At 54.8% G+C, this 21,940-nt stretch carries 17 protein-coding genes and 2 pseudogenes; 5 read left to right on the top strand and 14 right to left on the bottom strand.

The genetic code is table 11. The annotated features are described in order from the left end of the window. Window positions 1–1,104 carry a UDP-N-acetylglucosamine 2-epimerase gene (locus tag OGM81_07510; GenBank protein ID UYJ42201.1) on the top strand — a complete coding sequence of 368 codons (1,104 nt, stop codon included), beginning with the start codon at window positions 1–3 and terminating at the stop codon, window positions 1,102–1,104. Window positions 1,105–1,126: 22 nt separating this feature from the next. Next, on the top strand, window positions 1,127–2,185 hold the full coding sequence (locus tag OGM81_07505) for a glycosyltransferase (protein ID UYJ42200.1): 1,059 nt from the start codon (window positions 1,127–1,129) through the stop codon (window positions 2,183–2,185). Window positions 2,186–2,304: 119 nt separating this feature from the next. Here the strand turns inward: OGM81_07505 and OGM81_07500 are convergent, their stop codons facing one another. Beyond that, a complete protein-coding gene (locus OGM81_07500; protein ID UYJ42199.1) occupies window positions 2,305–2,478 on the bottom strand; it encodes a hypothetical protein in 174 nt (57 codons plus the stop codon). Between the two features lie 135 nt (window positions 2,479–2,613). Between OGM81_07500 and OGM81_07495 the strand changes: the two genes are divergently transcribed. Then, on the top strand, window positions 2,614–3,258 hold the full coding sequence (locus tag OGM81_07495; GenBank protein ID UYJ42198.1) for a prepilin-type N-terminal cleavage/methylation domain-containing protein: 645 nt from the start codon (window positions 2,614–2,616) through the stop codon (window positions 3,256–3,258). Window positions 3,259–3,378: 120 nt separating this feature from the next. On the opposite strand, the pseudogene OGM81_07490 reads toward OGM81_07495, so the two are convergent. Continuing rightward, window positions 3,379–3,648: pseudogene (locus OGM81_07490) on the bottom strand (IS3 family transposase). A 503-nt stretch (window positions 3,649–4,151) separates the two neighbouring features. Between OGM81_07490 and OGM81_07485 the strand changes: the two are divergent. Next, a complete protein-coding gene (locus OGM81_07485; GenBank protein ID UYJ42197.1) occupies window positions 4,152–4,514 on the top strand; it encodes a helix-turn-helix domain-containing protein in 363 nt (120 codons plus the stop codon). Next, entirely contained in the window at window positions 4,483–6,993 is a 2,511-nt protein-coding gene (locus OGM81_07480; protein ID UYJ42196.1) for an N-6 DNA methylase, read from the top strand. Before OGM81_07485 ends, OGM81_07480 begins: the two co-directional genes overlap by 32 nt. 283 nt (window positions 6,994–7,276) lie before the next feature. Here OGM81_07480 and lysS read toward each other — a convergent pair whose 3' ends face one another. The 12 genes and pseudogenes from lysS to OGM81_07420 form a co-directional block, all read right to left on the bottom strand. Further along, a complete protein-coding gene (lysS, locus tag OGM81_07475) occupies window positions 7,277–8,782 on the bottom strand; it encodes a lysine--tRNA ligase (GenBank protein UYJ42195.1) in 1,506 nt (501 codons plus the stop codon). Between the two features lie 51 nt (window positions 8,783–8,833). Further along, complete coding sequence (gene greA / locus OGM81_07470) at window positions 8,834–9,313, bottom strand: transcription elongation factor GreA (protein ID UYJ42194.1); 480 nt, start codon at window positions 9,311–9,313, stop codon at window positions 8,834–8,836. 129 nt (window positions 9,314–9,442) lie between these two features. Beyond that, a complete protein-coding gene (gene trpS / locus OGM81_07465) occupies window positions 9,443–10,453 on the bottom strand; it encodes a tryptophan--tRNA ligase (GenBank protein UYJ42193.1) in 1,011 nt (336 codons plus the stop codon). A gap of 449 nt (window positions 10,454–10,902) precedes the next feature. Next, the gene (locus OGM81_07460; protein ID UYJ44942.1) at window positions 10,903–11,991 is read right to left on the bottom strand and encodes a sugar kinase; all 1,089 of its coding nucleotides are present in this window, start codon (window positions 11,989–11,991) and stop codon (window positions 10,903–10,905) included. A 302-nt stretch (window positions 11,992–12,293) separates the two neighbouring features. Further along, a complete protein-coding gene (locus tag OGM81_07455) occupies window positions 12,294–12,968 on the bottom strand; it encodes an HAD family hydrolase (protein UYJ44984.1) in 675 nt (224 codons plus the stop codon). 1,190 nt (window positions 12,969–14,158) lie between these two features. Then, window positions 14,159–14,791 (bottom strand): annotated as a pseudogene (locus OGM81_07450) (flippase-like domain-containing protein). Continuing rightward, a complete protein-coding gene (locus OGM81_07445) occupies window positions 14,792–15,544 on the bottom strand; it encodes an NTP transferase domain-containing protein (protein UYJ44941.1) in 753 nt (250 codons plus the stop codon). Between the two features lie 76 nt (window positions 15,545–15,620). Beyond that, complete coding sequence (locus tag OGM81_07440) at window positions 15,621–16,640, bottom strand: NAD-dependent epimerase/dehydratase family protein (GenBank protein ID UYJ44940.1); 1,020 nt, start codon at window positions 16,638–16,640, stop codon at window positions 15,621–15,623. A 12-nt stretch (window positions 16,641–16,652) separates the two neighbouring features. Next, entirely contained in the window at window positions 16,653–17,447 is a 795-nt protein-coding gene (locus OGM81_07435; protein UYJ44939.1) for a glycosyltransferase family 2 protein, read from the bottom strand. Between the two features lie 403 nt (window positions 17,448–17,850). Continuing rightward, window positions 17,851–19,563, bottom strand: a complete 1,713-nt coding sequence (locus OGM81_07430) for a hypothetical protein (GenBank protein ID UYJ44938.1) — start codon at window positions 19,561–19,563, stop codon at window positions 17,851–17,853. Next, window positions 19,563–20,411, bottom strand: a complete 849-nt coding sequence (locus OGM81_07425; GenBank protein ID UYJ44937.1) for a glycosyl transferase family 6 — start codon at window positions 20,409–20,411, stop codon at window positions 19,563–19,565. Before OGM81_07425 ends, OGM81_07430 begins: the two co-directional genes overlap by 1 nt. Then, window positions 20,408–21,940 carry an oligosaccharide flippase family protein gene (locus OGM81_07420; protein UYJ44936.1) on the bottom strand — a complete coding sequence of 511 codons (1,533 nt, stop codon included), beginning with the start codon at window positions 21,938–21,940 and terminating at the stop codon, window positions 20,408–20,410. The genes OGM81_07425 and OGM81_07420 overlap by 4 nt, the downstream gene beginning before the upstream one ends.

Genomic DNA, 21,940 nt, shown 5'->3' with positions numbered 1-21,940 from the left:
ATGGCACAGTCAGGTATTTATTTTTTCATCGGCACGGAGGCCGAACTGATCAAGCTTTTTCCTGTAATGCTGCAATTGCAGGCGCAGCAGGTTCCCTATCATATCATCGCATCTGGGCAGAACGATATTGTAAAAAGCACCATTCTGCGCGCCCTCAACGGCGGCCATGTGGATTTGGAGCTGAGCAAGGAAAGCGACATTAAAAAGTCGGCTGCCGGGTTGATGCAGTGGTTTGCTGCCACCTGGCACAAAGGGAAAAAGGCCATTCCCGCGCATTTCGGCAGAGATACCCTGCGCGGCGCTACGATGGTCGTACACGGTGATACCGTTTCCACCGTTATGGGTGCGTACCTAGCAAAGCACTTCGGCATGCGTGTGGCCCATGTAGAGGCCGGCCTGCGCAGCCACAACTGGCTGAATCCCTTTCCCGAAGAAATTGACCGTGTACTGACCAGCCGCTGTGTACGGCTACACTTTGCCCCCGGCCAGGAGGCTGCTGCTAACCTGAGCAAGGCCAAGGGGCTTGTGGTAAACACCACTTATAATACGATTGCCGACAGCCTTGCCTACTCCCGCACGATTCCCTGCAAGGACCCAGTTATCGCAGAATTGCAGAGCGCTCCTTACTTTGTGTTTGTCATGCACCGGCAGGAGAATCTTGCCAACAAAACGTTGGTGCGCGATATGCTGTCCCGCGCGCTGCAACAGGCTGAAAGCATGCACTGTGTGATGATCCTGCATAAGCCTACTGAAGTAACGCTGCAGGAGATGGGGCTACTGGACACTGTAAAGCAAAATGCACACGTGACCGCCTTACCCCGTGTGGAGTATTTTGATTTCATGAAACTGCTGGAGGGCGCGGCGTTTGTCATTACGGATGGTGGCAGTAACCAGGAAGAGTTGAGTTACATGGGCAAACCCTGCTTAATTCTGCGCACTCATACCGAGCGCAGCGACGGCCTTGGCCAGAATGTGGTCATGTACCAGGAGAGCATGCAGGTCGTGGATGATTTTATTGTCCACTATCCCGACTACCAGCGCCCGCCCATCGTACCCGCGCAGTCCCCTGCCCGGATGATTGCCACTGCGCTTATGAAGAGCTGAACCGACAAAGAAAGAAGCCTCTATGAACACTACACCCGAATCCCTGCCTGTTGTAACGATCCTGATTGCCACATTCAACTCGGAAAAGATTTTGCCCCGCACGCTGGAAGGTATTAAAAAGCAGAGTTACCCCCAGGACAAGCTGGACCTGTTGGCTGTGGATGGCGGCAGCACCGACGGCACCTATGCCTTGATTGAACGTTACGGCGGCCGGGTCATCCACAATCCCAGAACCGAGCCTGTGCACGCTAAACTGTTGGGCATGCAGGCCGCCAGGGGGCGCTATGTGCTGACGCTGGACCACGATGAGGTCATGGTCAACCCGGACAGTATTCTGCACAAGGTGCAGGCCTTGCAGGCCCACCCCGAATGCAAGGCCGCGCTGTGCGGCGGCTATCTGCGTCCCGACGATTATCCGCTGCTGAACCAATATATTTCCGAGTTCGGCGACCCCTATTCCCTGTTCATCTACCGTTTTTCCAAAAGCTACGGCTTTTTTGAGAAAAACCTGCGGGACTTTTACGACGTCCGTTGGGAGGACGAGCACACACTCTGTGTCTCGTTCCAAGAGCTGCACCGTTTCCCGCTGATTGAGCTGGTCTGCGCAGGTACAATGATCGATAAAGAATATTTTTCGTTCTGCATGCAGGACGAGACCGAACTGGTCCACGCCTTTTACATCATGCGCGCCCAGGGTGACACCCAACTGCTGGTCGTCAAAAACGACCCGCTGCTGCACTACTCGGCCGATTCACTGAAAGCTTACTGGCCCAAGCTGCGCTACCGCGTGTGGAATAACGTCAACAAAGCCAAAGAAGACAACGCCGGCTACGCCGGGCGCGAGCGCTTCCAGCCAGGCATCGGCAAAAAGGCGTTGCTGTTTGTGCCGTACACCGGGTTTATTCTTCCCGCGCTCGCCGATGGCATTGGGCTTGCCATCTCCCGCAAAAACCCGATTTACCTGATGCATCCGATTTTTTGCTGGTATGTGCTGCTGCAAATTGTTTACCAGTACACCCGTAAGCTGCTGAAAGCCCCCACCAAAGCCAAAAGCTACGATGGCAAAAAGGAAATCTCTTAATTTTCCGCATAGATACACAACAGCGCGCCCCGCCGCAAGGCGGGGCGCGCTGTTGTGTATCTATGGATTGTGTAGCGGAAATACTTTTGTGTTTTGGAAGCGATGACTATGAATAATGCTTACTCGTCTGTGCGGACACAGCGTAGCGCATACCGTGCCTGGCCAGTCGTGGTACAGGTAAACAATGTCAGGTCCCAGTTGTTTTCGGACGTTTTGACCGCCATCTCCTCGATTTGGGTCGGCTGCAGGACCTCTGTGTCCGAGACCGCATAGTGCCATGTGTTGTCATTCATATAGGAGTATGATGTTTACTAATGTCGGCTACTCCCGTAGAGGCTGTTTTGTATTTACAACCTCAAGAAGAAGAATAGACTTTTTTGCAAAGATATGTTATAATACATCAAATGTACCGAAAGGATGTCGATTCTATGGCGAAGAAAAATTCGAAACGCGGGTTTACGCTGGTCGAGCTCATTGTTGTACTGGTGATTCTGGCTATTCTTGCAGCACTGCTGATTCCGGCACTTACCGGGTACATTGACAAGGCCAGAAAGAGTCAGGTCGTGGCAGAAACGCGAGCGTTGACGCAGGCTGTGCAGACTGAGATGTCTACGATATACGGTCTCAATAATTCGTTTCAACGGCAAAAAAGTATTGGTAAGCCGCTGACGATTGCTTCTAAAACAGGAAAATATTCAGACAATGGTGGTAACACATCTACCGGAGACTTGGGCGATTTAAAAGAGCACTACGAAGAGATAATTCATCTTTCGGAAGTCCCTGCGTTAGAGAAGGGGCTCACGGCATTAAATGATGCCTATTTTTACTCGTTCATCGACGAAAACGGCGCAGTGATGTGGACGGTATACGATAACGGCAATGGGTATACCGGGATATATTGTGGCGATGACGGAAAGATTGATTCATTTAAAAGTGGCGAAGTTAAGAACGCAGGGAGCTACAAAGACCTTTATGCGGGATATGTTATCTATTACAACAAAAGAGATATAGGCGGTCTTGATGTGTTTAAAAAAGATGTTTTTTACGCTACATTAGGAATTGAAAACTATTAAGGCAAAGCACTTCAAAAAATAGTCTGTAGTGATATGGCGAGTGCTATCATATATTAGAAAATCCCTCAGAGCAATGAAGTGCCCCCAAAAAGTTAGACAATAATTTGAAGCAAAAATTGTTCAAGCAGCCGAAAGGGCTTGCTGTCTGTGAATTGCAGGCGGCAAGCCCTTCAGTTTTGCCTTGATGCGGTGGTTGTTGTAGTAATCCAGATATGCAACAAGCTCCTGTTTGAAGTGCTCCATGGAACGGAATTCCTGCAAATACAGCAGTTCACTTTTGAGCAGCCCGAAGAAGTTTTCTATCACCGCATTGTCCAGACAGTTTCCTTTCCGGCTCATGCTCTGCCGGATGCCCTTTTCGCGGAGCATCCGCTGGTACTGCCTGTGCTGGTCAGAATAGAGAACATCTTGGAAAAGCGCAAAACAAAAAATCCCTGTCTGTCAGAAAAGTCGATTCTCGACTTCTTTGACAAACAGGGTTCCAGCGTTTGAGGTGGAAGACCTCATCCCGTGGTGCAGAGCATCACGGCTGCGAGACGATTCTCGTCGAACCAATGACTGCAATTCATATTGCTGTCCGCGAGGGCATGGGGAGCGCATCCCCATCAAGATTGCCGGAAACGAAAAATTCACAACGTGAATTTTGAGTTACTCCAGGCGAATCTTGCCCTTCGCTACCATTTGAACGGATTTCGGTCTGTTATTGCCGGATTTTTCAAATAAGACAAGCCGACGGATATTCCGCTATCGGAAAAAGAACAAATCGAGAAACTGATAGATTTACTATACTTGACTTTTATACCTTGAAACTACTCCTATAACCTATTGAAAAACAAGAAATAGTATGTTAGTATGTATACACACATACTATTAAAAGATGGAAGTGAACATTTGTGAATGATCTATCTTTTGGAGATTACCTCCGAACTTTAATAAAGCAAGCTGGTATGACGCAAACTCAGTTTTACACCTCTTTAGGAATAACGAAGCCATATTTTTATGACATTCTATCTGGAAGAGTTAGTCCTCCTCCTCCTGAACTCCAATTTAAGTCAATAGAAATATTAGGGACAGATGGAGACGCACGAACTCTTTTTTTTGATCTAGCTGCCAAAGACAGAGGCGAAGTCCCTGCAGATATTGCTCGCTGGATTAACACACATCCTAGTATGATAAAGGACATACGAAACAGCATAAATGAACAAACAATTTTGGAGGAAAATTATGGAAAAGATAAGAGAGGGATATCTGACTGATTACATATCTGGTCAAGAACTCAAAGCAACCCCTGAAGAAACGCAAGCGGTACAACCGTTTGCAAAAAAGCTATATGAGGACTATGGATATCCCATTAGCCATATTCAAACAAGACCCCAGTGGCATGTTAAGGTTAGACCTTCTGATGTCAAAAAAGAGTATCCTGTTGATATTGCTGTTTTTTCAGATAATATTCACACTGATGACAACCTCTTTATGGTAGTTGAATGCAAGAAAAAGAGTCGTAAAGACGGCAGATCACAGCTTGAAGATTACATGAGACTTTCGAAAGCTGTTTTGGGTGTTTGGTATAATGGTGAAGAAACTCTTTATCTTCGAAAGTATGAAGCAAACGGCACTATTAATTTTATTGAAATTCCTAATATACCGTTATTTGGCCAGAGAATTGAAGATATTGGTTTATTCAAGCGTAAGGATCTGAAAAAGACTCACAACCTAAAGTCTGTGTTTAATAGTATGCGAAACTATCTGGCTGCAAACAACACAGGTATCACTTTGGACACAGAATTTGTGTCACAGATCATAAACCTGATTTTCTGCAAGATTTATGATGAGAGGTTTACAAAGCCAAATGATATGGTCAGCTTTCGAGCAGGAATCGATGAAAATGTCGATGACGTTGCTAAGCGTATTATAGAGATTTTTGATCATGTCAAAACTAAATATCCCGATGTCTTTACATCTGCAGACATTATTACATTGTCCAATAGTTCGATAGCATATATTGCAGGTGAACTACAACAGTATTGCTTGACAGAAAGCGAACGTGATGCTATTGCTGATGCATTTGAAACTTTTATTTCTCCGTCGCTTCGTGGTGGTCAGGGACAGTTCTTCACACCACGAAATGTGGTCAAATTATTAGTATCGCTTGCAAACCCGACTAGAAAAGATAGGCTCATCGACCCTGCATGTGGTTCTGGTGGTTTCCTGATCGAAAGTTTGCGTTATGTATGGAATCAAGTTCAGCAAGAGGGTCGAGAATTGGGTTGGCCCGACAGAGAGATATTTGCTGATCAGCAAGAAGTTGCTATTAAGAATTTTAGGGGCATCGATAAAGAAAGTTTTTTAAGTAAAACAACTAAAGCATACATGGCAATCCTCGGCGATGGAAGAGGAGGCATTTTCTGCGAAAACAGTTTAGAAACTATCCACAAATGGTCTTCCAACGCTCAGGCACAAATTGCTGCTGGTAGTTTTAATGTGGTACTGACCAATCCACCGTATGGTTCTAAATTGAAAATTGATGATCAGAGCATTTTGTCACAATATGATCTAGGACATCAGTGGAAAATTCTAAAAGGAGAAAAAGTATTCTCCAAAACCGAAAAGATACTCTCCGATCAAACGCCACAGGTTCTTTTTATTGAACGTTGTTTGGAACTTCTGGCTCCGGGAGGAAGACTGGGCATTGTCGCCCCTGAAAGCATGTTCTGTAATCCAAGCCACAAATATATTATGAATTATGTGGAGCAACATGCCAGAATCGATGCAGTTATTTCCATGCCCGAAAACCTATTCCAGCCCCACACTCATGCAAAAACTTGCGTTGTATTGATGACAAAGTTTGTTTCGGCTGATTATAAGGTCGATCCAGAACACAAGATATTTATGGCGGTTGCTAAATGGTGTGGTCACGATTCAAGGGGGTTGGAAATTCCGTACGATGACATTCCCTTGATTCAAGAAAGGTATGAAAAATTCAAGCGTGGAGATGATCTGTCTTACGACCATCTTGGCTTTACAGTCAAACAACATGAAATTGCAGATAGTATATATCTTCCGATTTACTATAACCCTGAGATTCGAGAGCAGCTTGATAGTTTGCAGGAAGAATACGATTTGGTTACTGTAGGAAAGTTGGTCGAAGATAAACTGGTTGCCATCAGCACTGGAGATGAAGTCGGAAAATTAGCATATGGCACAGGTCAGATACCATTCATTCGAACCTCAGATATTGCAAACTGGGAAATCAAACTCGATCCAAAGCAAGGTCTCAGCGAAGATATCTACAATAAGCTTTCCGAAAAACAGGATGTACAGCCATATGACATCCTGATGGTTCGAGATGGCACATATCTTGTAGGGACTTGTGCTATGATTTCTCCTGCTGAAACCAAAATTGTTTATCAAAGCCACCTTTTGAAAATCAGGAGTATAGATCACGAAAAAATCAATCCCTATTTACTGTTAGCACTGTTGTCTTCTCCTATAGTTAAGCAGCAAATTCGAGCAAAGCAGTTTACACAAGACATTATTGATACATTGGGTCGAAGAGTTTTAGAACTTGAATTGCCGTTTCCTAAATCTAAAGATGAACAAGACAAGATTATTGCTCACGTAAAGAATGTTTTTGAAAAGAGGAACGAAGCTAAAGAAATTATGCGCAATGTTTTGCTAAATATCACTCCCGTTCATCGATTTGATGATGATAGTACATTTATGACACTAATCTAATCGATATGACTCCAACAGAGGAAATTGTTGAAAAGTGGCGTGATATTAACTACCACATTATGAAAAAAACAAATTGTAACCTCGAATAATACACAAGCACCCCTGCCCATCATGCTGTGCTGTCGCGCAACATCAAATGGACAGGGGTGCTTGCGTTTATTGTAGGTTGCTTTCTGTTTTACTGATGCAAATTATCAAATTTGGTGGTAAGTTGGTGGTAAATTCACATTGCTCCAGTATCACATATTATTATTTTCAACGAATATAAGTCATTTTTCGCATCTTACTGCTCAATCGGCTTCATCGTGGGGAAGAGGAGGACGTCGCGGATGGAGGCGCTGTCGGTGAGGAGCATGACCAGGCGGTCAACACCGAAGCCGAGGCCGCCCGTGGGGGGCAGGCCGTACTCCAGGGCGGTGACGTAGTCGTAGTCGACCTGGGCCTTGCAGTTGGGTTCGATGGCCTTGCGCTCGGCGACCTGGCGCTCAAAGCGGGCCTTCTGATCGATGGGGTCGTTCAGCTCGCTGAAGGCATTGCCGTACTCGGTGCAGTCGATGAAATACTCGAAGCGCTCGGTGAAAGCCGGATCATCGGGCTTGCGCTTGGCCAGCGGGCTGATCTCGACGGGGTAATCATAGATGAAGGTGGGCTGGATGAGCTTATCCTCGACAAAAGCGTCGAAGAACTCGGCCAGGATGGCACCCTTGGTGGGCACCTCGGGCAGCTCGACGTGGTGCTCCTTGGCAGCAGCGATGGCATCCTCGTCGGTCTTCCAATCGTTGAAGTCAACGCCGGAATACTTCTTGACGGCCTCGATCATGGTCAGACGCTCCCAGTGGCCCATGTCGATTTGCTTGCCCTGGTAGGTGATTTCCAGGCTGCCACAGACCTTGAGGGCCAGGCGCTTGTACATCTCCTCGACCAGGTCCATCATGCCGTGGAAATCGGTGAAAGCCTGGTACAGCTCGATGGTGGTGAACTCAGGGTTATGCTTGGGGTCCATGCCCTCGTTGCGGAAGATACGGCCGACCTCGTACACGCGGTCCATACCGCCGACGATCAGGCGCTTCAGATACAGCTCGGTCTCGATGCGCAGCACCATGTCCATATCCAGCGTGTTGTGGTGGGTATAGAACGGGCGGGCGGAGGCGCCGATCTCAAAGGGGGTCAGGATGGGGGTGTCGACCTCCAGGAAGCCCTTCTCGTCCAGGTAAGCGCGGATCTCCTTCAAGATCTGGCTGCGCTTGACGAAGGTGTCTTTGACCTCGGGGTTGACGATGAGGTCAACATAGCGCTGACGATAGCGGGCCTCGCGGTCGGTCAGACCGTGGAACTTCTCGGGCAGGGGCAGCAGGCTCTTGGAGAGCAGCGTCAGCTCGGAGATGCGGACGGAGATCTCGCCCATTTTGGTGCGGAACACTTCGCCCTTGACGCCGATGATGTCGCCGATGTCCAGCTTTTTGAAGGCGGCGTAAGGCTCATCGCCCAGCAGGTCACGCTTGACGAAGATCTGGATATCGCCCTTCTGGTCGCGCAGGTGGGCAAAGCTGGCCTTGCCCATGATGCGTTTGGACATCATACGGCCGGCCAGCGAGACGATCTTGCCGGTCTCGGCTTCGGCGGGCAGGTCGGCAAACTCGGCTTTCAAATCAGCGGAGTAAGAATCCTGCGGATATTTGGTGATGACAAAGGGGTCGCTGCCGGCGGCGCGCAGGTCGGCCAGCTTCTGGCGGCGAACGGCTGCCTGCTGGCTGATGTCCTGTTCGGTCTGGGGCTTATTCTGCTCCATGTGAGATCGTCCTTTCGTGTTTTTAAATCATGAATATGCGGCGGTTTCCGCTTACTTGGAGCGGGTGACGGTCAGCAGCTTGTAGGTGACGATGCTGCCGTTGGGCAGGGTGACGTCGACTTCGTCGCCGGGCTTATGGCCGATCAAGGCGGCGCCGACGGGGCTCTCGTCGCTGATGCGGTTCAGGTTCATGTCAGCCTCGGTGGAACCGGTGATGTCGTAGGATTCCGGCTCCTCGCCCTCCTCCTGGATAGTGACGTTCATACCGATGGAAACGGTATCGCCGGACAGCTCGCTGTCGTCGATGACGCGGGCGACTTTCAAGGTAGCCTCCAGGTCAGCGATGCGGGCCTCGACAACGGCCTGCTCTTCCTTAGCGGCGTCGTACTCGGCATTCTCGCTCAAGTCGCCGTAGCCACGTGCAACCTTGATCTTATCAGCAACCTCTTTACGTTTAACGGTGCGCAGTTCGTCCAGGTCATGGACCAGTTTATCATAGCCCTCACGGGTAACAACGACTTCTTTCGCCATGGTAGTTTCTCCTAACGTGTAAATAGTAAAAGTTGTGCGGCCCAATACGAGCCGCACTAACTGTAATATTATAAACGGTTCAGCGCCGTTTTGTCAAGTGCATTTTGCCGGATACGAGGCAGTTTCATCTTATTTATCCAGCTGCAGCAGGCCCACCTTGCGGTAGACTTTGTTGACGGTGCGGTTTGCCAGGCGGGAGGCACGCTCGGCACCGGACTTGAGCACCTCATCAACATACGCTTTATCGGCAAGAATCTTGCCGTACTCGGCCTGGACGGGGGCCAGCGCGTCGGCGGTGACCTCGGCGACAGCCATCTTGAAGTCGCCGTAGCCCTTGCCCTCAAACTCAGCGGTGATCTCGTCCATGCTCTTGCCGGTGAAGGTGCCGTAGATGGTCATGAGGTTGGAAACGCCGGGCTTATTTTCGCGGTCGAAGCGGACGCAGCCGTCGGAATCGGTGACGGCGCGCTTGCATTTGCGCACGATGGCATCCTTGTCGTCAGTCATCAGGATGAAGGCGTTGACGTTGGTGTCGGACTTGCTCATCTTCTTGGCCGGCTCGGCCAGGGACATGATCTTGGCGCCGGAGGCCGGGACGTAGCCCTCGGGCAGGATGAAGGTATCGCCGTAGATGCCGTTGAAGCGGCCGGCGATGTCGCGGGCGATCTCCAGATGCTGGGTCTGGTCCTGGCCCACGGGGACGAGGTCGGCGTTATAGATCAGAATGTCGGCTGCCATCAGGACGGGGTAGGTGAACAAGCCGCCGTTGACGTTATCGGGGTGTTTGGCGCTCTTATCCTTGAACTGGGTCATGCGGGACAGCTCACCGAACTGGGTGTTGCAGGCCAACACCCAGGACAGCTGGGTGTGGGCAGGCACGTGGCTCTGGACGAAGAGGACATGCTCCTTGGGATCGATGCCGACGGCCAGCAGCAGGGCGGACAGCTCGCGGGTGCGGCGGCGCAGCTCAGCGGGGTTCTGGCGGACGGTCAGCGAGTGGAGGTCGGCGACCATATACAGGCAGTCGTAGTCCGACTGCAGCAGGGCCCAGTTGCGCACCGCGCCGATATAGTTGCCCAGGGTGGGCGTGCCGGTGGGCTGGATGCCCGAAAGGATGCGTTTACGTTTTTCTTCTGCCATCGTTACATATCTCCTATCAAAACAAAGCACCGCCCGCGCACGAAGATTCGCGCTGGGGCGGTGTCCGTTGTGTGTTTCGTGTGATACTAGTATTCAACCACAAACGGGGCGGTTTGTCAATAAATTTGGGCAGATGCAGTGGTTTTTTAGGCTCGGTTTAGGTTGGCGGGATATTGTATGGATGTTCCCTTGTTTTAACGGCAGTATCCCATTATAAAAGGCCCTGCCGCAGGGTAGGCAGGGCCGGGGTGGCACACTATTTACTAAGGCAACACCGCACAATTCCCGCTTTACAGCTTAAGCACCGCTGCTGCGGCTGCGAAGCACAATCTGCGTCGCAAAAATGCTCGATAATACATCCAGTATTATCTGCGCTTTTTGCTTAGCAGCTTGTACTTCTCGCTCGCCGCATCGGCACTTAGAATTATGCGGTATTGCCTAAAACAAAATCAACGCTTAATATCGTAATTCATATTCATCAAATCACGGATGCTCTCTACATCGTCGGTGATGTTGGCATCGCCGTGGATGGTGTGCTTGATGGCGCTGGAAGCGACCGCGAAGTTCACCATGTCCATGGGTTTGTAGTCGTGCATCATAGCGTAGATCAGGCCGCTGGCAAAGGCATCGCCGCCGCCGACGCGGTCCAGGATGTTGAAGGTGTAGAGCTTGGACTCGAAGGTGTGACCCTCATACCACATGAAGGCTTTCAGGCTGTTCTCGCTGCCGGAATGTACGTACCGCACGTGGCGGGCAATGCACTTCATGTTGGGGTAACGGTCGATGAAATGCTGGAAAATCTCGTCCTGCTGCTCGTAGCTGGGCTGCAGGGGCACGCCGTCCTTCCAGTCGCCCTTGGCGTGGTTTTCCTCGTCTTTCCACAGGTGATACGGCTCGATGCCGAACAGCACGTCCACGTAGGGCAGGCACTGGGTGCAGTAGTCGCGGGCTTCCTCCCAGGTCCACAGGCTGGAGCGGAAGTTGCCGTCGAAGCTGACGGTCAGGCCCATCTCCTTGGCCTCGCGCAGGCAGCGCAGGATGAAATCGGCGCAGTTCTTGTTCAGCGCCGGGGTGATGCCGGACAGGTGCAGCCAGTCAAAGCCCTCAAACAGCTCCTGCAGATTGACCTTGGTCAGGTCGTACTCGGTCAGGGCGCTGTGCATGCGGTCATAGATGACCTTGCTGGGGCGGATGCCGTAGCCGGTCTCGAGGTAATAGGTGCCCAGGCGGCAGCTGGGGGTCTCCTCCTTGGTGGAGAGGATCATCGGCGTACAGTGCACGTCGTTGCAGCGCAGCCAGCGGATAGCGCTTTTACCCAGGGAGTTGTTGGGCACCACGCTGAAGAAGGTGGAGTCCACGCCCAGGTTGGCCAGGGCCAGGGCAATGTTGGCCTCGCTGCCGCCGTAGCTGGCCTCGAAGCTGGATGCCATACGGATCTTTTCATAATTCGGCGGGGTCAGGCGCAGCATGACTTCGCCAATGGTAATAAATTTCTGCGGACTATTATTGCCAAGCAGGATCGGGTTGGCATGTTCCATGGGTTGCCTCCTGTTTTTATCGGGGATTTAAGGCAATACCGCATAATTCTAAGTGCCGATACGGCGAGCGAGGTGCGGCAGCTGCTAAGCCAAAAGCGCAGATAATACTTTGTGTATTATCGAGCATTTTGGCAACGCAGATGCCGTGCCGCAGCCGCCGGAACGGTGCTTAAGCCGTTAGGCGGGAATTGTGCGGTGTTGCCTTAAGCTAAATTCCCCATTTTCTGTCATTTTATATTGTAAGGCATTACCAAAAGAAAATCAACAGAATACGCCCTGTTTAAAAAATATCAACTATTTCTTTAAAAGGCTTCCACCTTATATACGGTCGCGCCGCTGGCACGGGCGGCTTCAAGGCCGGGGCCGGAATCCTCGAAGATCATCGTTTCCGCCGGGGTAACGCCGAAATGCGCCATGGCTTTCAGGTAGCCCTCGGGGTCGGGCTTGCTGTTGACGACGTCCTCGCCCGTGATGAACACGCCGAACCAGTCTGCGCAGTGGAAATATTCCAGCACTTCGGTGGCGTTTTTGCGGCTGCCGGTGGTCACACAGGCCAGGTCGTGGCCGGCGGCTTTCATCGCCTGCAAAATCGCCAGTAAGCTGGTGTTGGGGCGCACCATGGGCAGGCAGCTGCTGTACAGCTCCTTTTTGCGGTCGTGCACCCGCTCCACGGCTTCGGGGGCGGGGTCGCCGCCCATCAGCGGGCGTAAAAACTGCTTATAATAGCCGCCGTTGCAGTATTGGGCGTAGTATTCATCGGTGACGGTAAAGCCCTGCTCCTCCAGCGCAGCGCGGTAGGCCGCGGCGTTGGCGGGGACGGTGTCCAGCAGCGTGCCGTCCAGGTCGACGCAGATCAGCATACGTTCTCTCCTTTTGCAAAGTTGGCAACATCGTTGGCCACCATGACCAGCCCGGCGTAGAACATCGGCGCGCGCTTGCGGTCTTTGGCCAGTTTGTAGGGCATCAGCCGCAGCCAGTGGATGACCTCGTGCATGAGGATGCTTTCCACCTGGGCGGCGGGGTAACGGCTCTGCAGATCGGCCATTAACGCACGATACAGCGCATCATAGGCGGCCGAGCGGGTCAGCGCGAAGTCGATGCGGCTGCCCTGCACGGTGACCCGCGGGGTCTTCATCATGAACTCGTAGCTGCCGTGCAGGCTTTGCAGCAGCTTGCCGTAATCCAGGAAGGGACTTTCGTGCAGATTGCCGGTGTTGGGGTCGATGAGATACCAGCCGCCGTTCGCGCCCGGGTTCAGGCGGCAGATGATGTTTTCAATGGTCAGGTCGCCGTGGATGGTACCCACGGGGTCAGCAGCGAACAAAGTTTTCAACCGTTCGCGGTCGAAAAGCCAGGCCAGCTGGTGCAGGTTTTTGTACTCGACGCCGTTGACCCAGATGGTGTCGGCAGCCATCAGCTCCCGCAGGGAGCGGGCATCCCGCAGTTTTTGCAGGTTGGCGTCCACCTTTTTATCGATGTACTGCTCGATTTTTTTCATATCCGCCGGACGGGCGGTGGGACGGTAGAGCTTTTCTTCCAGCGTGTCCAGCACCTCCCGCAGGATGGCGGTGCTTTTCTCCACAGGGTTGGAGTGCAGGTAGCGGAACAGGCCGACAGCCTGCGGGTCGTAGACCATGTCGTACCAGCAGCAGCCGTCCTCGGTGCTGCTTTGCAGGATGTCGCACAGGGGCAGGCGGTCTTGCTGGGCGCGCAGCCAGGCCAGCTGTTCGGCCAGCTTGTCGCCGTCCGCGCCAAAGGCATATTTACGGTAGAACGTCTTTTCTGCGTCCATGCAGAGCATGGTGGTGGCGTTGGAACCGGCGGAATAGTCCTGCAAAATGGTGATGCCCTGGTTCATTTTTAGGAAGCCCTTGACCCACTCTTTGTTTTGCAGGCCGAAATACTGGCTTAAAAACGCCGCACGGTCCTGCGGGTCGGCCTGGGGCAGCAGGTTGAGGTAGCTCTCCCCTGCCGGGGCGGCCTGGGTGGCCTGATTGACGGCACCGCGCACTTTTTCCGGCAGCAGCGTGACCAGCCACATGGCCAGCAGCGGCAGTGCAAACCAGCACAGCAGCAGGATGCGGGCGGCGGGGGCAGCCGCGCCCATTGCCCCGCCGGGCAGCAAAGCGCTGAGGTCGGCGGCGTTGCGGCCAAAAAGCAGGTCGAACACATCCACCAGCGCCATGGGCTGACCGGCCGCGGTGAGGGCCGCTGCCAGCGCCGTGTAGGAGCCGAGGTAGGCCGCCCACATGAGCACCGTATTAACGACAAGACGTCCAATCTTGATGCGGCCCAGGTCCTTGAAGGTGTTGATGAGGCTCCAAAAGAACATCATGCCGTCCAATTTCAGCGTATCATTGAACAGCCCGCAGAAGGCAAGGCAACCTTTTTTGAGCAGGTCCCGCAGGGCCACCACCAGCACAAGGCCCAGCGCCAGCACCAGCGAGAACACCAGGTAATACTGCGCCGCGCCCAGCACGGCCGCACCGCCCTGCCCCAGCGCCCAAAATGCGCCGAAGCCCAGCGCCACGAACCAGACATCCAGAAAACGGTCCATGATGACGGTAGCCAGCGCGAAGCCGATGCCGCTTTTCATGCGGCGGCCGGTGAACACCGCGCGGAACACATCGCCCAGGTGGAAGGGCAGCACAAAGTTGAGGGCATAGCCGCCGGCCATGCCCCGCAGCATCTGGCCCCGCAGCGGGCGCTCGTAAATTCGGATGAACTGCTCCCACCGCAGCAGGCGGAACGCATGCCCCACCAGCACAAGAAATAGCGATAATACGAGGTAAAAAGTCATTTACAGCAGTTCCTCAAAAGCGGATTTGTTTTCCGGGGCCTCGGCGGCGCGGTACTCGGCCGGGGTGCCGAAGGGCAGGTGCAGGTCGGTGGCGAAGCCTGCCACTTTCGCGCCGCGGTCAGCCAGCACGTTGTAGATGCCGGAGACGAAAAACTCCTTGTATTCGCAGTTTTTCAGGTAGGCGGCGCAGGCGTCGGCGTAGGTCTGCTTATCCTTGAAGTAATACGCACCGCAGATGGCATCGTGGCTGACCACCTGCTTTTCCACCGTATGGCAGACATTGCCGTCCGCGCCGTACTGCAGGTAGCTGTAGGCGGGCGAGTCGCTTGTGAAAGTGAGCAGCGCACCGTCCGGGCCGTGGGCGAAACCGCCCTTGTTGCAGAAGTCGTTGAAGCTGCGGCAGAGGAAAAGGTGGTCGCAGTCGTTGAAGAGCAGCGGCTCACCGTCGGGCAGACCCTCGGCCCCGCGCAGGGCGGTGATGGCTGCGCCCTCGGTAACGGCAGGCAGCGCAATAATACGGGCGTCGGGCCAGTATGCCTTGATCTTGGCGTCGATGGCGAAGTCGCGGATGTGCTCTTCCAGCACCACAAAGGTGAGGTCGGCGCAGTCGACGTACTTCTCGATGCTGCGGGCGGCCCAATAGAAGAAGGGCTTACCGGCAATTTCGATCAGCGGCTTGGGGCAGACGAAGCCGTTCTCGAAGAACCGGCTGCCCCGGCCTGCCATGGGGAGGATGAGGTGGAGTTTAGGCATAGTTTGGACTCCTTTTATTTTGCGGATTTTTGCCAAATTGCACGGGGCGGCGCGGAACGGCAGCCGCCATTCGCTATTAAAGTGCGGCCAGCATTTTACATTCGGCTTCCACCACGCGGGAAAGGCCTGTTTCAATATCCACCTGGGGCACCCAGCCGTAAGCCTCCCGGGCGTGGGCGTTGTCACACAGGCTGAACTTGTTGACCTCGTGGTCCAGGATCTCCGGTTTGATGCCGTAGGCGCCGCCGTACAGTTCGGGGTACTTGGCCCAGTAATGGCTGCTGGGGCAGTACTTGGCCTCGATGTTTTTGCCCATGATCTTGTTGGCGATGGCGTACAGTTCCCGCACCGAGTAGCTCTGGTTGCTGGAAACGTTCACCGCATCAAAGCCGGGCTGCGGGCGCTCGACCACGCGCAGGGCCAGGGCGATGAGGTCGTCCACATAAATGTAGTCGCGGCGCTGGTTGCCGTCGGAGTGGAACTCCGGCGTGCGGTCATAGTACAGCTCGCGGATCATATAGCCCACAAACGGCGGCTGCTTGCGCAGGCAGTCGATGTGAGGGCCGTAGACGTTGGCAAAGCGCAGGCAGGTCACGGTCATGCCATAAGTGTCGGCAAAGCTTTGGGCAAAGCGCTCGGCGCAGTATTTGGTGTTGGGGTAGATCAGGGTGGGCGGGTTGAACTTGCTTTCCACGGTCGGGAACTCGGTCTCGTTCTCGTACATGGCGTTGGTGGAGGCCTGCACCACCTGTTTTACGCCGGTGCGGCGGGCACATTCCAGCACGTGTACCAGGCCCATGGTGTTGACCTCAACAGCCTGCACGGGGTCGCTCTGGCAGTCCGGCAGGGGCGCGATGCCCGCAATGTTATACACAACATCGAACTTTTCTTCTTCAAACAGCTTGGGCATGGCTTCGCGGTCGCGGATGTCCATGCGGCGGACTTCGGAGCCGAAATCGTGGTCGTCAAACTTTAAGTTGTCGAGGTTGCCGTAGGAGAAGTTGTCGATGCCGACGACCTCGTCCCCGCGCTGCCACAGGGTGTGCCACAGCTGGCCGCCGATGAATCCGGCGGCGCCCGTTACCAGAACTTTCATAAGAGAGCCTCCTTATAAATTGGACGCAATAACGCTGCTTGTATAATTTTCAATGGGTTTTTCGCGCCATTCGCGGGTGACAAATTTCTGCTTGCCGGCCAGGTACCGCCCGCAGAGTTTGAGCAGGCTGATGCCGAAGCTGGTGAGCTTGTTGTTGCTGACCTGGTCCTCCTCCCGCCAGGAGATGGGGAAAAACAGCACACGCTGTTTGAGCTGACAGAGGGCGAGGATCATGCAATCGTTAAAGTACAGTGTATCGGGGAATTTTTTGTAGTACTCAGTTTTCAGCGGCTCGACCGCGTAGAGGTTCAGCCCGCTGCCCAGATCGGTGATGGTTCTGCCCGCCACCAGGCTGAACAGGGCGTTGAAGCCGTAGTTGCCCACTACGCGCAAGGCACTGTACCCCTTGATGCGGCTGCCCTTCATGAAGCGGGAGCCAAGGCAGCAATCATAGTTTTTGTACGTTCCATCGTTTAAGATAGGTAACAGGTCAGCGACAGCGCCCTGGTCGTCGCCATGCAGCACCACCAGGTGCTGGTAGCCGTGGGCGGCTGCGTAACCGAAGGCCACCTTGTGGCTGCCGCCGAGGCCGTAGTTTTCATCGTTGCGCAAAAGGCGCACGGGGGCCGCCGGGTGGCGGGTCATCCAATCCTGCACGGCGGCCTCGGTGCCATCGGTGGAGCGGTTGTTGACGACGATGCACTCCCCCACCCAGGGCAAAACGTGCGGGTCCAGCAGCTGCGACAGCACGCGCGGGACCTGTTTTTCACAGTTGTAAGCGGGGATGAAAATAAGTAGTTTTTCCATGTGTTTGCTCCTGTTTGTGTGGGGGTAGGGTGATTTAAAGTGGCAACTAAAGTAGCCACCCCTCACCCGCTTCGCGGGAGCTCCCCTCGAGGGGAGCCTTTAGGAGGGGTCAAGACCCCTCCCTACAGTACCAATTTATAAGGGGATTTTGGCCCCGGAGGGGTCAATGTGGGAAGAGGGAAAAATCCGTTAAGAAAAATGCAGTACTCCTGCATTTTTTAGGATTTTTTTCTCTGACCCTCCTCTTTGGGGTTCTTAGGGGCGAGCAGCCCCTAAGGCGGGGTCCGCTGCCTCGCAACAGCGGGACTTTTTTCGCTACCTTTTTTGGTCACAAAAAAGGTAGTCTTGCCGGTGGATGCCGTTATAAAGAGGTGCCGCCGCAGGGTGGCGGCACCGAAAGGCATCAGCCAACCAAAAGGACTTGCAAGCTGGCAGAACCGTGGGTGACGTTGTACCGCTCAACAATGGTAAAGTTCGATTCCAACCAGGAATGAAACTCCGCCATATCGCGGACCTCGGCGTCATCGTACAAGATCACGCGGGGCGTCTTGCCGGGGACGTCGGTGTAATACTGCTCAAACCGGGGGTCGCTGTCGGTGCCGGAGATGACCGACGCCTGGGCAACATCCAACGTACCATCGGCCATTAAAAAGCCCAGGCCGTGCTGCTCGCCGATGGCCTGCAAAATCGGCTGGCCCGCGTAGGGCGCCAGCGCTTCATACAGACACTCCTGCATGTCGGCGGCTTTGGCGTCGGCATAGATGCCCTTGGCCGGGCCGGTGGTGATGCGCACCAGCGGCGTGTCGGTGATGTCAGCCGATTTCCAGCCGGTTGTCTGCACGCACCAGACGCGACAGACGAGCAAAAACGCCAGCATCGCGGCCAGGCAAAGCACACCCTCGGCGCGGCGGGATTTTGCGGCATTGTCCCCGCCATCCGCATGGTTCACCAGCGCCAGCATACCGCAGACGGCAGGCCATGTCAAGTACATAAAAGTCGGGGCCAATCCAAGCAGCGTCGACCGCAGGATCATGGCGTAGGCCGCCAGCCCCGGCAGATAACCCAGCCAGAACAGCTCGGCGTTGCCGGGCCTGCCGCGGCCGCGCCAGAACGCCCATGCCCCGGCCAGCACCACCACCGGCACAAACTGGCGCTCGTCCAGGCTGCCGTCCTTAACGGCACGCAGCAGGCACTGCACCGTGGCAAAGGCCGCCCACAGGTTGAGCAGCCGCCCCACCGTAACAGGCTGCTTTTTAATAAGGTAGAGCGCCGCGCAGACGGCGGCGGAGGCCAGCAGCGGCCAGAGCAGCGACCGTGCTACGGTCAATGCCTGGCCGGCCAGCAGGGCCATGCGCTGGGCGGTGGTGAAATTGTACTGTGGGTCGTGCAAAATCAACGTCAGGCGGCTGAGCAGCAGCGAGATGCTGAACTCCACGCCGGAGAGCGCATACACCAGAAACACCACACCGCAGACGGCGCAGCTGCCCAGCAGCACCCAGGCGCCGCGGTGTTTCGGCTCGCCATAGCGCTTGCCCAAAATCAGCATGCCGATCCACAGCACGGCAAAGGCCGCCGCGCTTTGGGGGAAGGCCAAATACCCGAAGCAGGCGCACACCGCGCCCAGCGGCACCAGCCACAGCTGCTTGCAGCCGCGGGTGACATAGTGGTGCAGGCAGAGGAACGCCGCCAGCGTCCAGTGGAACTGCTGGCCGGTGTAGTCCGGGCCAAGGAACCACTTGGGCACGAAGGCGAACAGCACCAGCGCCGCCAGCAGCGCGGCGGGCTTGCCCAAGTCGCGGCGGAACTCCCGGTAAAAGACGCAGCTCATGCCCGCCTTGCAGGCCAGCACCACGAGCCGGAAGAACACCAGCACGCCGGTAGTGCCGCCCGTGATGCCGATGAACATCGCCAACAGTGCGGCGGCGGGCAGGCTGGACAATTGATGCGGCTCCCACATATCATAAAAGAGCCGGTCGCCGCTGACCAGGCGGTAGCCGAGGGACAAAGCGTACTCCTCGTCGATCTCCAGCCCCGTAAAGGCGCTGCGCAGCATAACGGCAGCGCAGACAAGTATCAGAATCAGCGGCAGTATGCGGTTTTTACGGGTCTGCGCCATCAGGCGCCGCCCCCTTTCAAGGTTTTATGCAGCAGGGTGTCCCGCAGGCAGTACCAGTAGGGCAGGTAGTTCTCGCAGAACGCCCCCCACTTGCGCTGCAGCCGGCTTTGCGGCTTGGCCTGTTTGTTTTTAACCGCTGCTACGTCGAAGTAGCGGGACTTATCCCGCACGGTGATCTTCTGCTCAAAGGGCATCTGCCAGCCCTCCGGGTACCAGTAAGCCGGGGTCAGCAGGCGGTAGTCGCTGCGCTCGGCCGCATAGCGGTTCAGCTGGCTTTCATCATGCCAAAGGGCGATGACATTTTGTTGCAGGTCGGCCTCGGTGCGGCGCTCCAGCTCATGGCAGAGCGCCAAAAATGCCGGGGCCGTGCCGCCGTTGAGGCCGCCCGAAACGTAATATTTTCCGCAATTATACGGAATGTACGCTGTGCTTTTTGGGTTGCGGTCGTAGCTGAAAAAGGGCGGCTTTTTATCCCAGAAGCCCGGCTGCTGGACCAGCAGCAGGTTTTCGCCCCGGGCCGGGCGGGGCAGAAATTCTTCCTCAGTGATAGTCTGGGTGCAGGTGAGGTTGGCGTTGAAGAAAAAGAGGTAGTCCATTTTGGCCAGCACAGTCTCCTGTGTCAAAAAGATGGAGAACCGCTTGAGGGTGCTGTAGGGCCAGGGGTAGGGTTCCTGATAGATGCGATGGACGCCGGGGGCGTCCTCGTACTCAATAGCGGGGGCGTCGGTGAATACGAAGTACTCTTTCTCGCAGTTGGGAAGGAATTTTTCGTTGAACGTGCGGTAAAATTCCGGCCAGAACACCGTGTACTTGCCGGTGCAGATGTACAGCATGCCGACTTTCGTCATTCCGCTTTCCCCTTTCGTTTGAGTTTGGCTGCCAGTTTTCCTGCGTAGCTGCGCAGATAAGCGGCATCCCTGCCCCAGCCGTAAACGGCCAGGTTAAGCACGTTGGGCACCACCAGCACCACCAGCACACGGGGCACCAGCCCCAGCCAGCCGCCGGGCATGCGGGCGCAAATTGCGTAGCTGCCACCCATGCACACCGCCAGCGTGACCAGATGCAGCGCCTGCACGGCCAGATAGTGGGCCAGCCCGCCCGCCATGTACCGGTGGAACACCACCACCACGCGCCCTGCCCACATGATGCAGTGAGCCACGACGGTAGCGATGAGCGCGCCGGTGATGTCGAACATCGGGAACAGGATGAAGCTGAGGATGAGGTTGACCGCCGCCGAGCTGACCATGAACCACTGGTCCTGCTCAAAGTGGCCCAGCACCGCGCGGTAGGAGCCGAGCATGCGGTGGTTCCAGCCGACGTACTCGTTTAAGCAGAACACCAGCACGAAGCCGAGGGGCAGCAGCCAGCGCTCGCCCATCCAGGCCCCCATGAAGGGCTGGAACAGGCAAAAGTACGCGGTAGCGACGAAGCTTGCAAACAGGTAGCTGAACAGGTCCATGCCCCAGAACACCTGCTTGTCGTGGTCGTTGGCGGCGGCGGACTTATCGTAGACGATGTTGCCGATGGCCGCGGCGAAGCTGTCCATGACCTTGTTGCCCAGGTCGGTGGCGCTGGTGGAGATGGTGGAGTAGTTGCCAAGGTAGGTCGTCTGCACCGAGCCGCCCAAGCGGGAGGTGACGATGGTATCCGACGAGCCGTAGATGGTATTGGACAGGCGGTGAACCAAATAGTACCGCAGATCATGGAAAATGCCCAAGTCCTTAAAGTCCGCCAGCGTGACCTTGACGTCCTTGACGTAGGGGAAGTCCTTTTTGAACCGCCACGCAATAAGCAGGTTGGCGCAGACATTGAAGAAGATGGACACGCTGAAATACAGCACATAGTTGGGCCACCACATCGACACGGCGATCTTGGCCAGCGAGGTGAGGACGTTGCAGCAGAAGTCGATCTGGGTGCAGCGGTAGCCCTGCTGGGTGCAGGTGTACATCAGCCGCCGGGTAACCAAAAAGTAACTGCACAGCGTAGAAACCACATTTAAACCGTAGACCGTGTAGCCGGTGGCCAGGGGTACGTCCGGCATGATCCACGGCAGGGCGGCCGCACCGCACAGCGCCAGCAGCGCAATGACGCTGCCCACGGCGCGGTAGGCCCATTTGTACATGGACATGTATTTGCTGATCTTTTCCTCGTTTTTGGCGGCGATCTGCTCATACAGGCGGTAGCTGATGACGCTGCCGACGCCGAACTCGGCAATCGAGAAAAAGTTGAACAGCTGGCTGACGACCTGGGACGCGGTGGTGACCTGCGTGCCGAAATTATCGACCAGCAGCCGCCGCGTGACCAGCCCCAGCAAAAGCAGCAGCAGGCTGGAGCCCAGGGCGTAGGCCATATTTAATAATGTACGTTTGGTGCGCAA

This window comes from Oscillospiraceae bacterium (genome assembly GCA_025758045.1).
GTDB lineage: Bacteria > Bacillota > Clostridia > Oscillospirales > Ruminococcaceae > Gemmiger.
Note: the sequence above shows the minus strand (reverse complement) of the source record. Positions and strands in the feature narration are given on the sequence as shown.

Excerpts from the sequence above, each read along its gene's own strand:
- OGM81_07510 (UYJ42201.1), top strand. The coding sequence starts at position 1 with ATGGCACAGTCAGGTATTTATTTTTTCATCGGCACGGAGGCCGAACTG.
- trpS (UYJ42193.1), bottom strand. The coding sequence starts at position 10,453 with ATGGCAGAAGAAAAACGTAAACGCATCCTTTCGGGCATCCAGCCCACC.
- OGM81_07430 (UYJ44938.1), bottom strand. The coding sequence starts at position 19,563 with ATGGCGCAGACCCGTAAAAACCGCATACTGCCGCTGATTCTGATACTT.
- OGM81_07425 (UYJ44937.1), bottom strand. The coding sequence starts at position 20,411 with ATGACGAAAGTCGGCATGCTGTACATCTGCACCGGCAAGTACACGGTG.
- OGM81_07495 (UYJ42198.1), top strand. The coding sequence starts at position 2,614 with ATGGCGAAGAAAAATTCGAAACGCGGGTTTACGCTGGTCGAGCTCATT.
- OGM81_07480 (UYJ42196.1), top strand. The coding sequence starts at position 4,483 with ATGGAAAAGATAAGAGAGGGATATCTGACTGATTACATATCTGGTCAA.
- OGM81_07500 (UYJ42199.1), bottom strand. The coding sequence starts at position 2,478 with ATGAATGACAACACATGGCACTATGCGGTCTCGGACACAGAGGTCCTG.
- OGM81_07435 (UYJ44939.1), bottom strand. The coding sequence starts at position 17,447 with ATGGAAAAACTACTTATTTTCATCCCCGCTTACAACTGTGAAAAACAG.
- OGM81_07505 (UYJ42200.1), top strand. The coding sequence starts at position 1,127 with ATGAACACTACACCCGAATCCCTGCCTGTTGTAACGATCCTGATTGCC.
- OGM81_07440 (UYJ44940.1), bottom strand. The coding sequence starts at position 16,640 with ATGAAAGTTCTGGTAACGGGCGCCGCCGGATTCATCGGCGGCCAGCTG.
- OGM81_07460 (UYJ44942.1), bottom strand. The coding sequence starts at position 11,991 with ATGGAACATGCCAACCCGATCCTGCTTGGCAATAATAGTCCGCAGAAA.
- OGM81_07445 (UYJ44941.1), bottom strand. The coding sequence starts at position 15,544 with ATGCCTAAACTCCACCTCATCCTCCCCATGGCAGGCCGGGGCAGCCGG.
- greA (UYJ42194.1), bottom strand. The coding sequence starts at position 9,313 with ATGGCGAAAGAAGTCGTTGTTACCCGTGAGGGCTATGATAAACTGGTC.
- lysS (UYJ42195.1), bottom strand. The coding sequence starts at position 8,782 with ATGGAGCAGAATAAGCCCCAGACCGAACAGGACATCAGCCAGCAGGCA.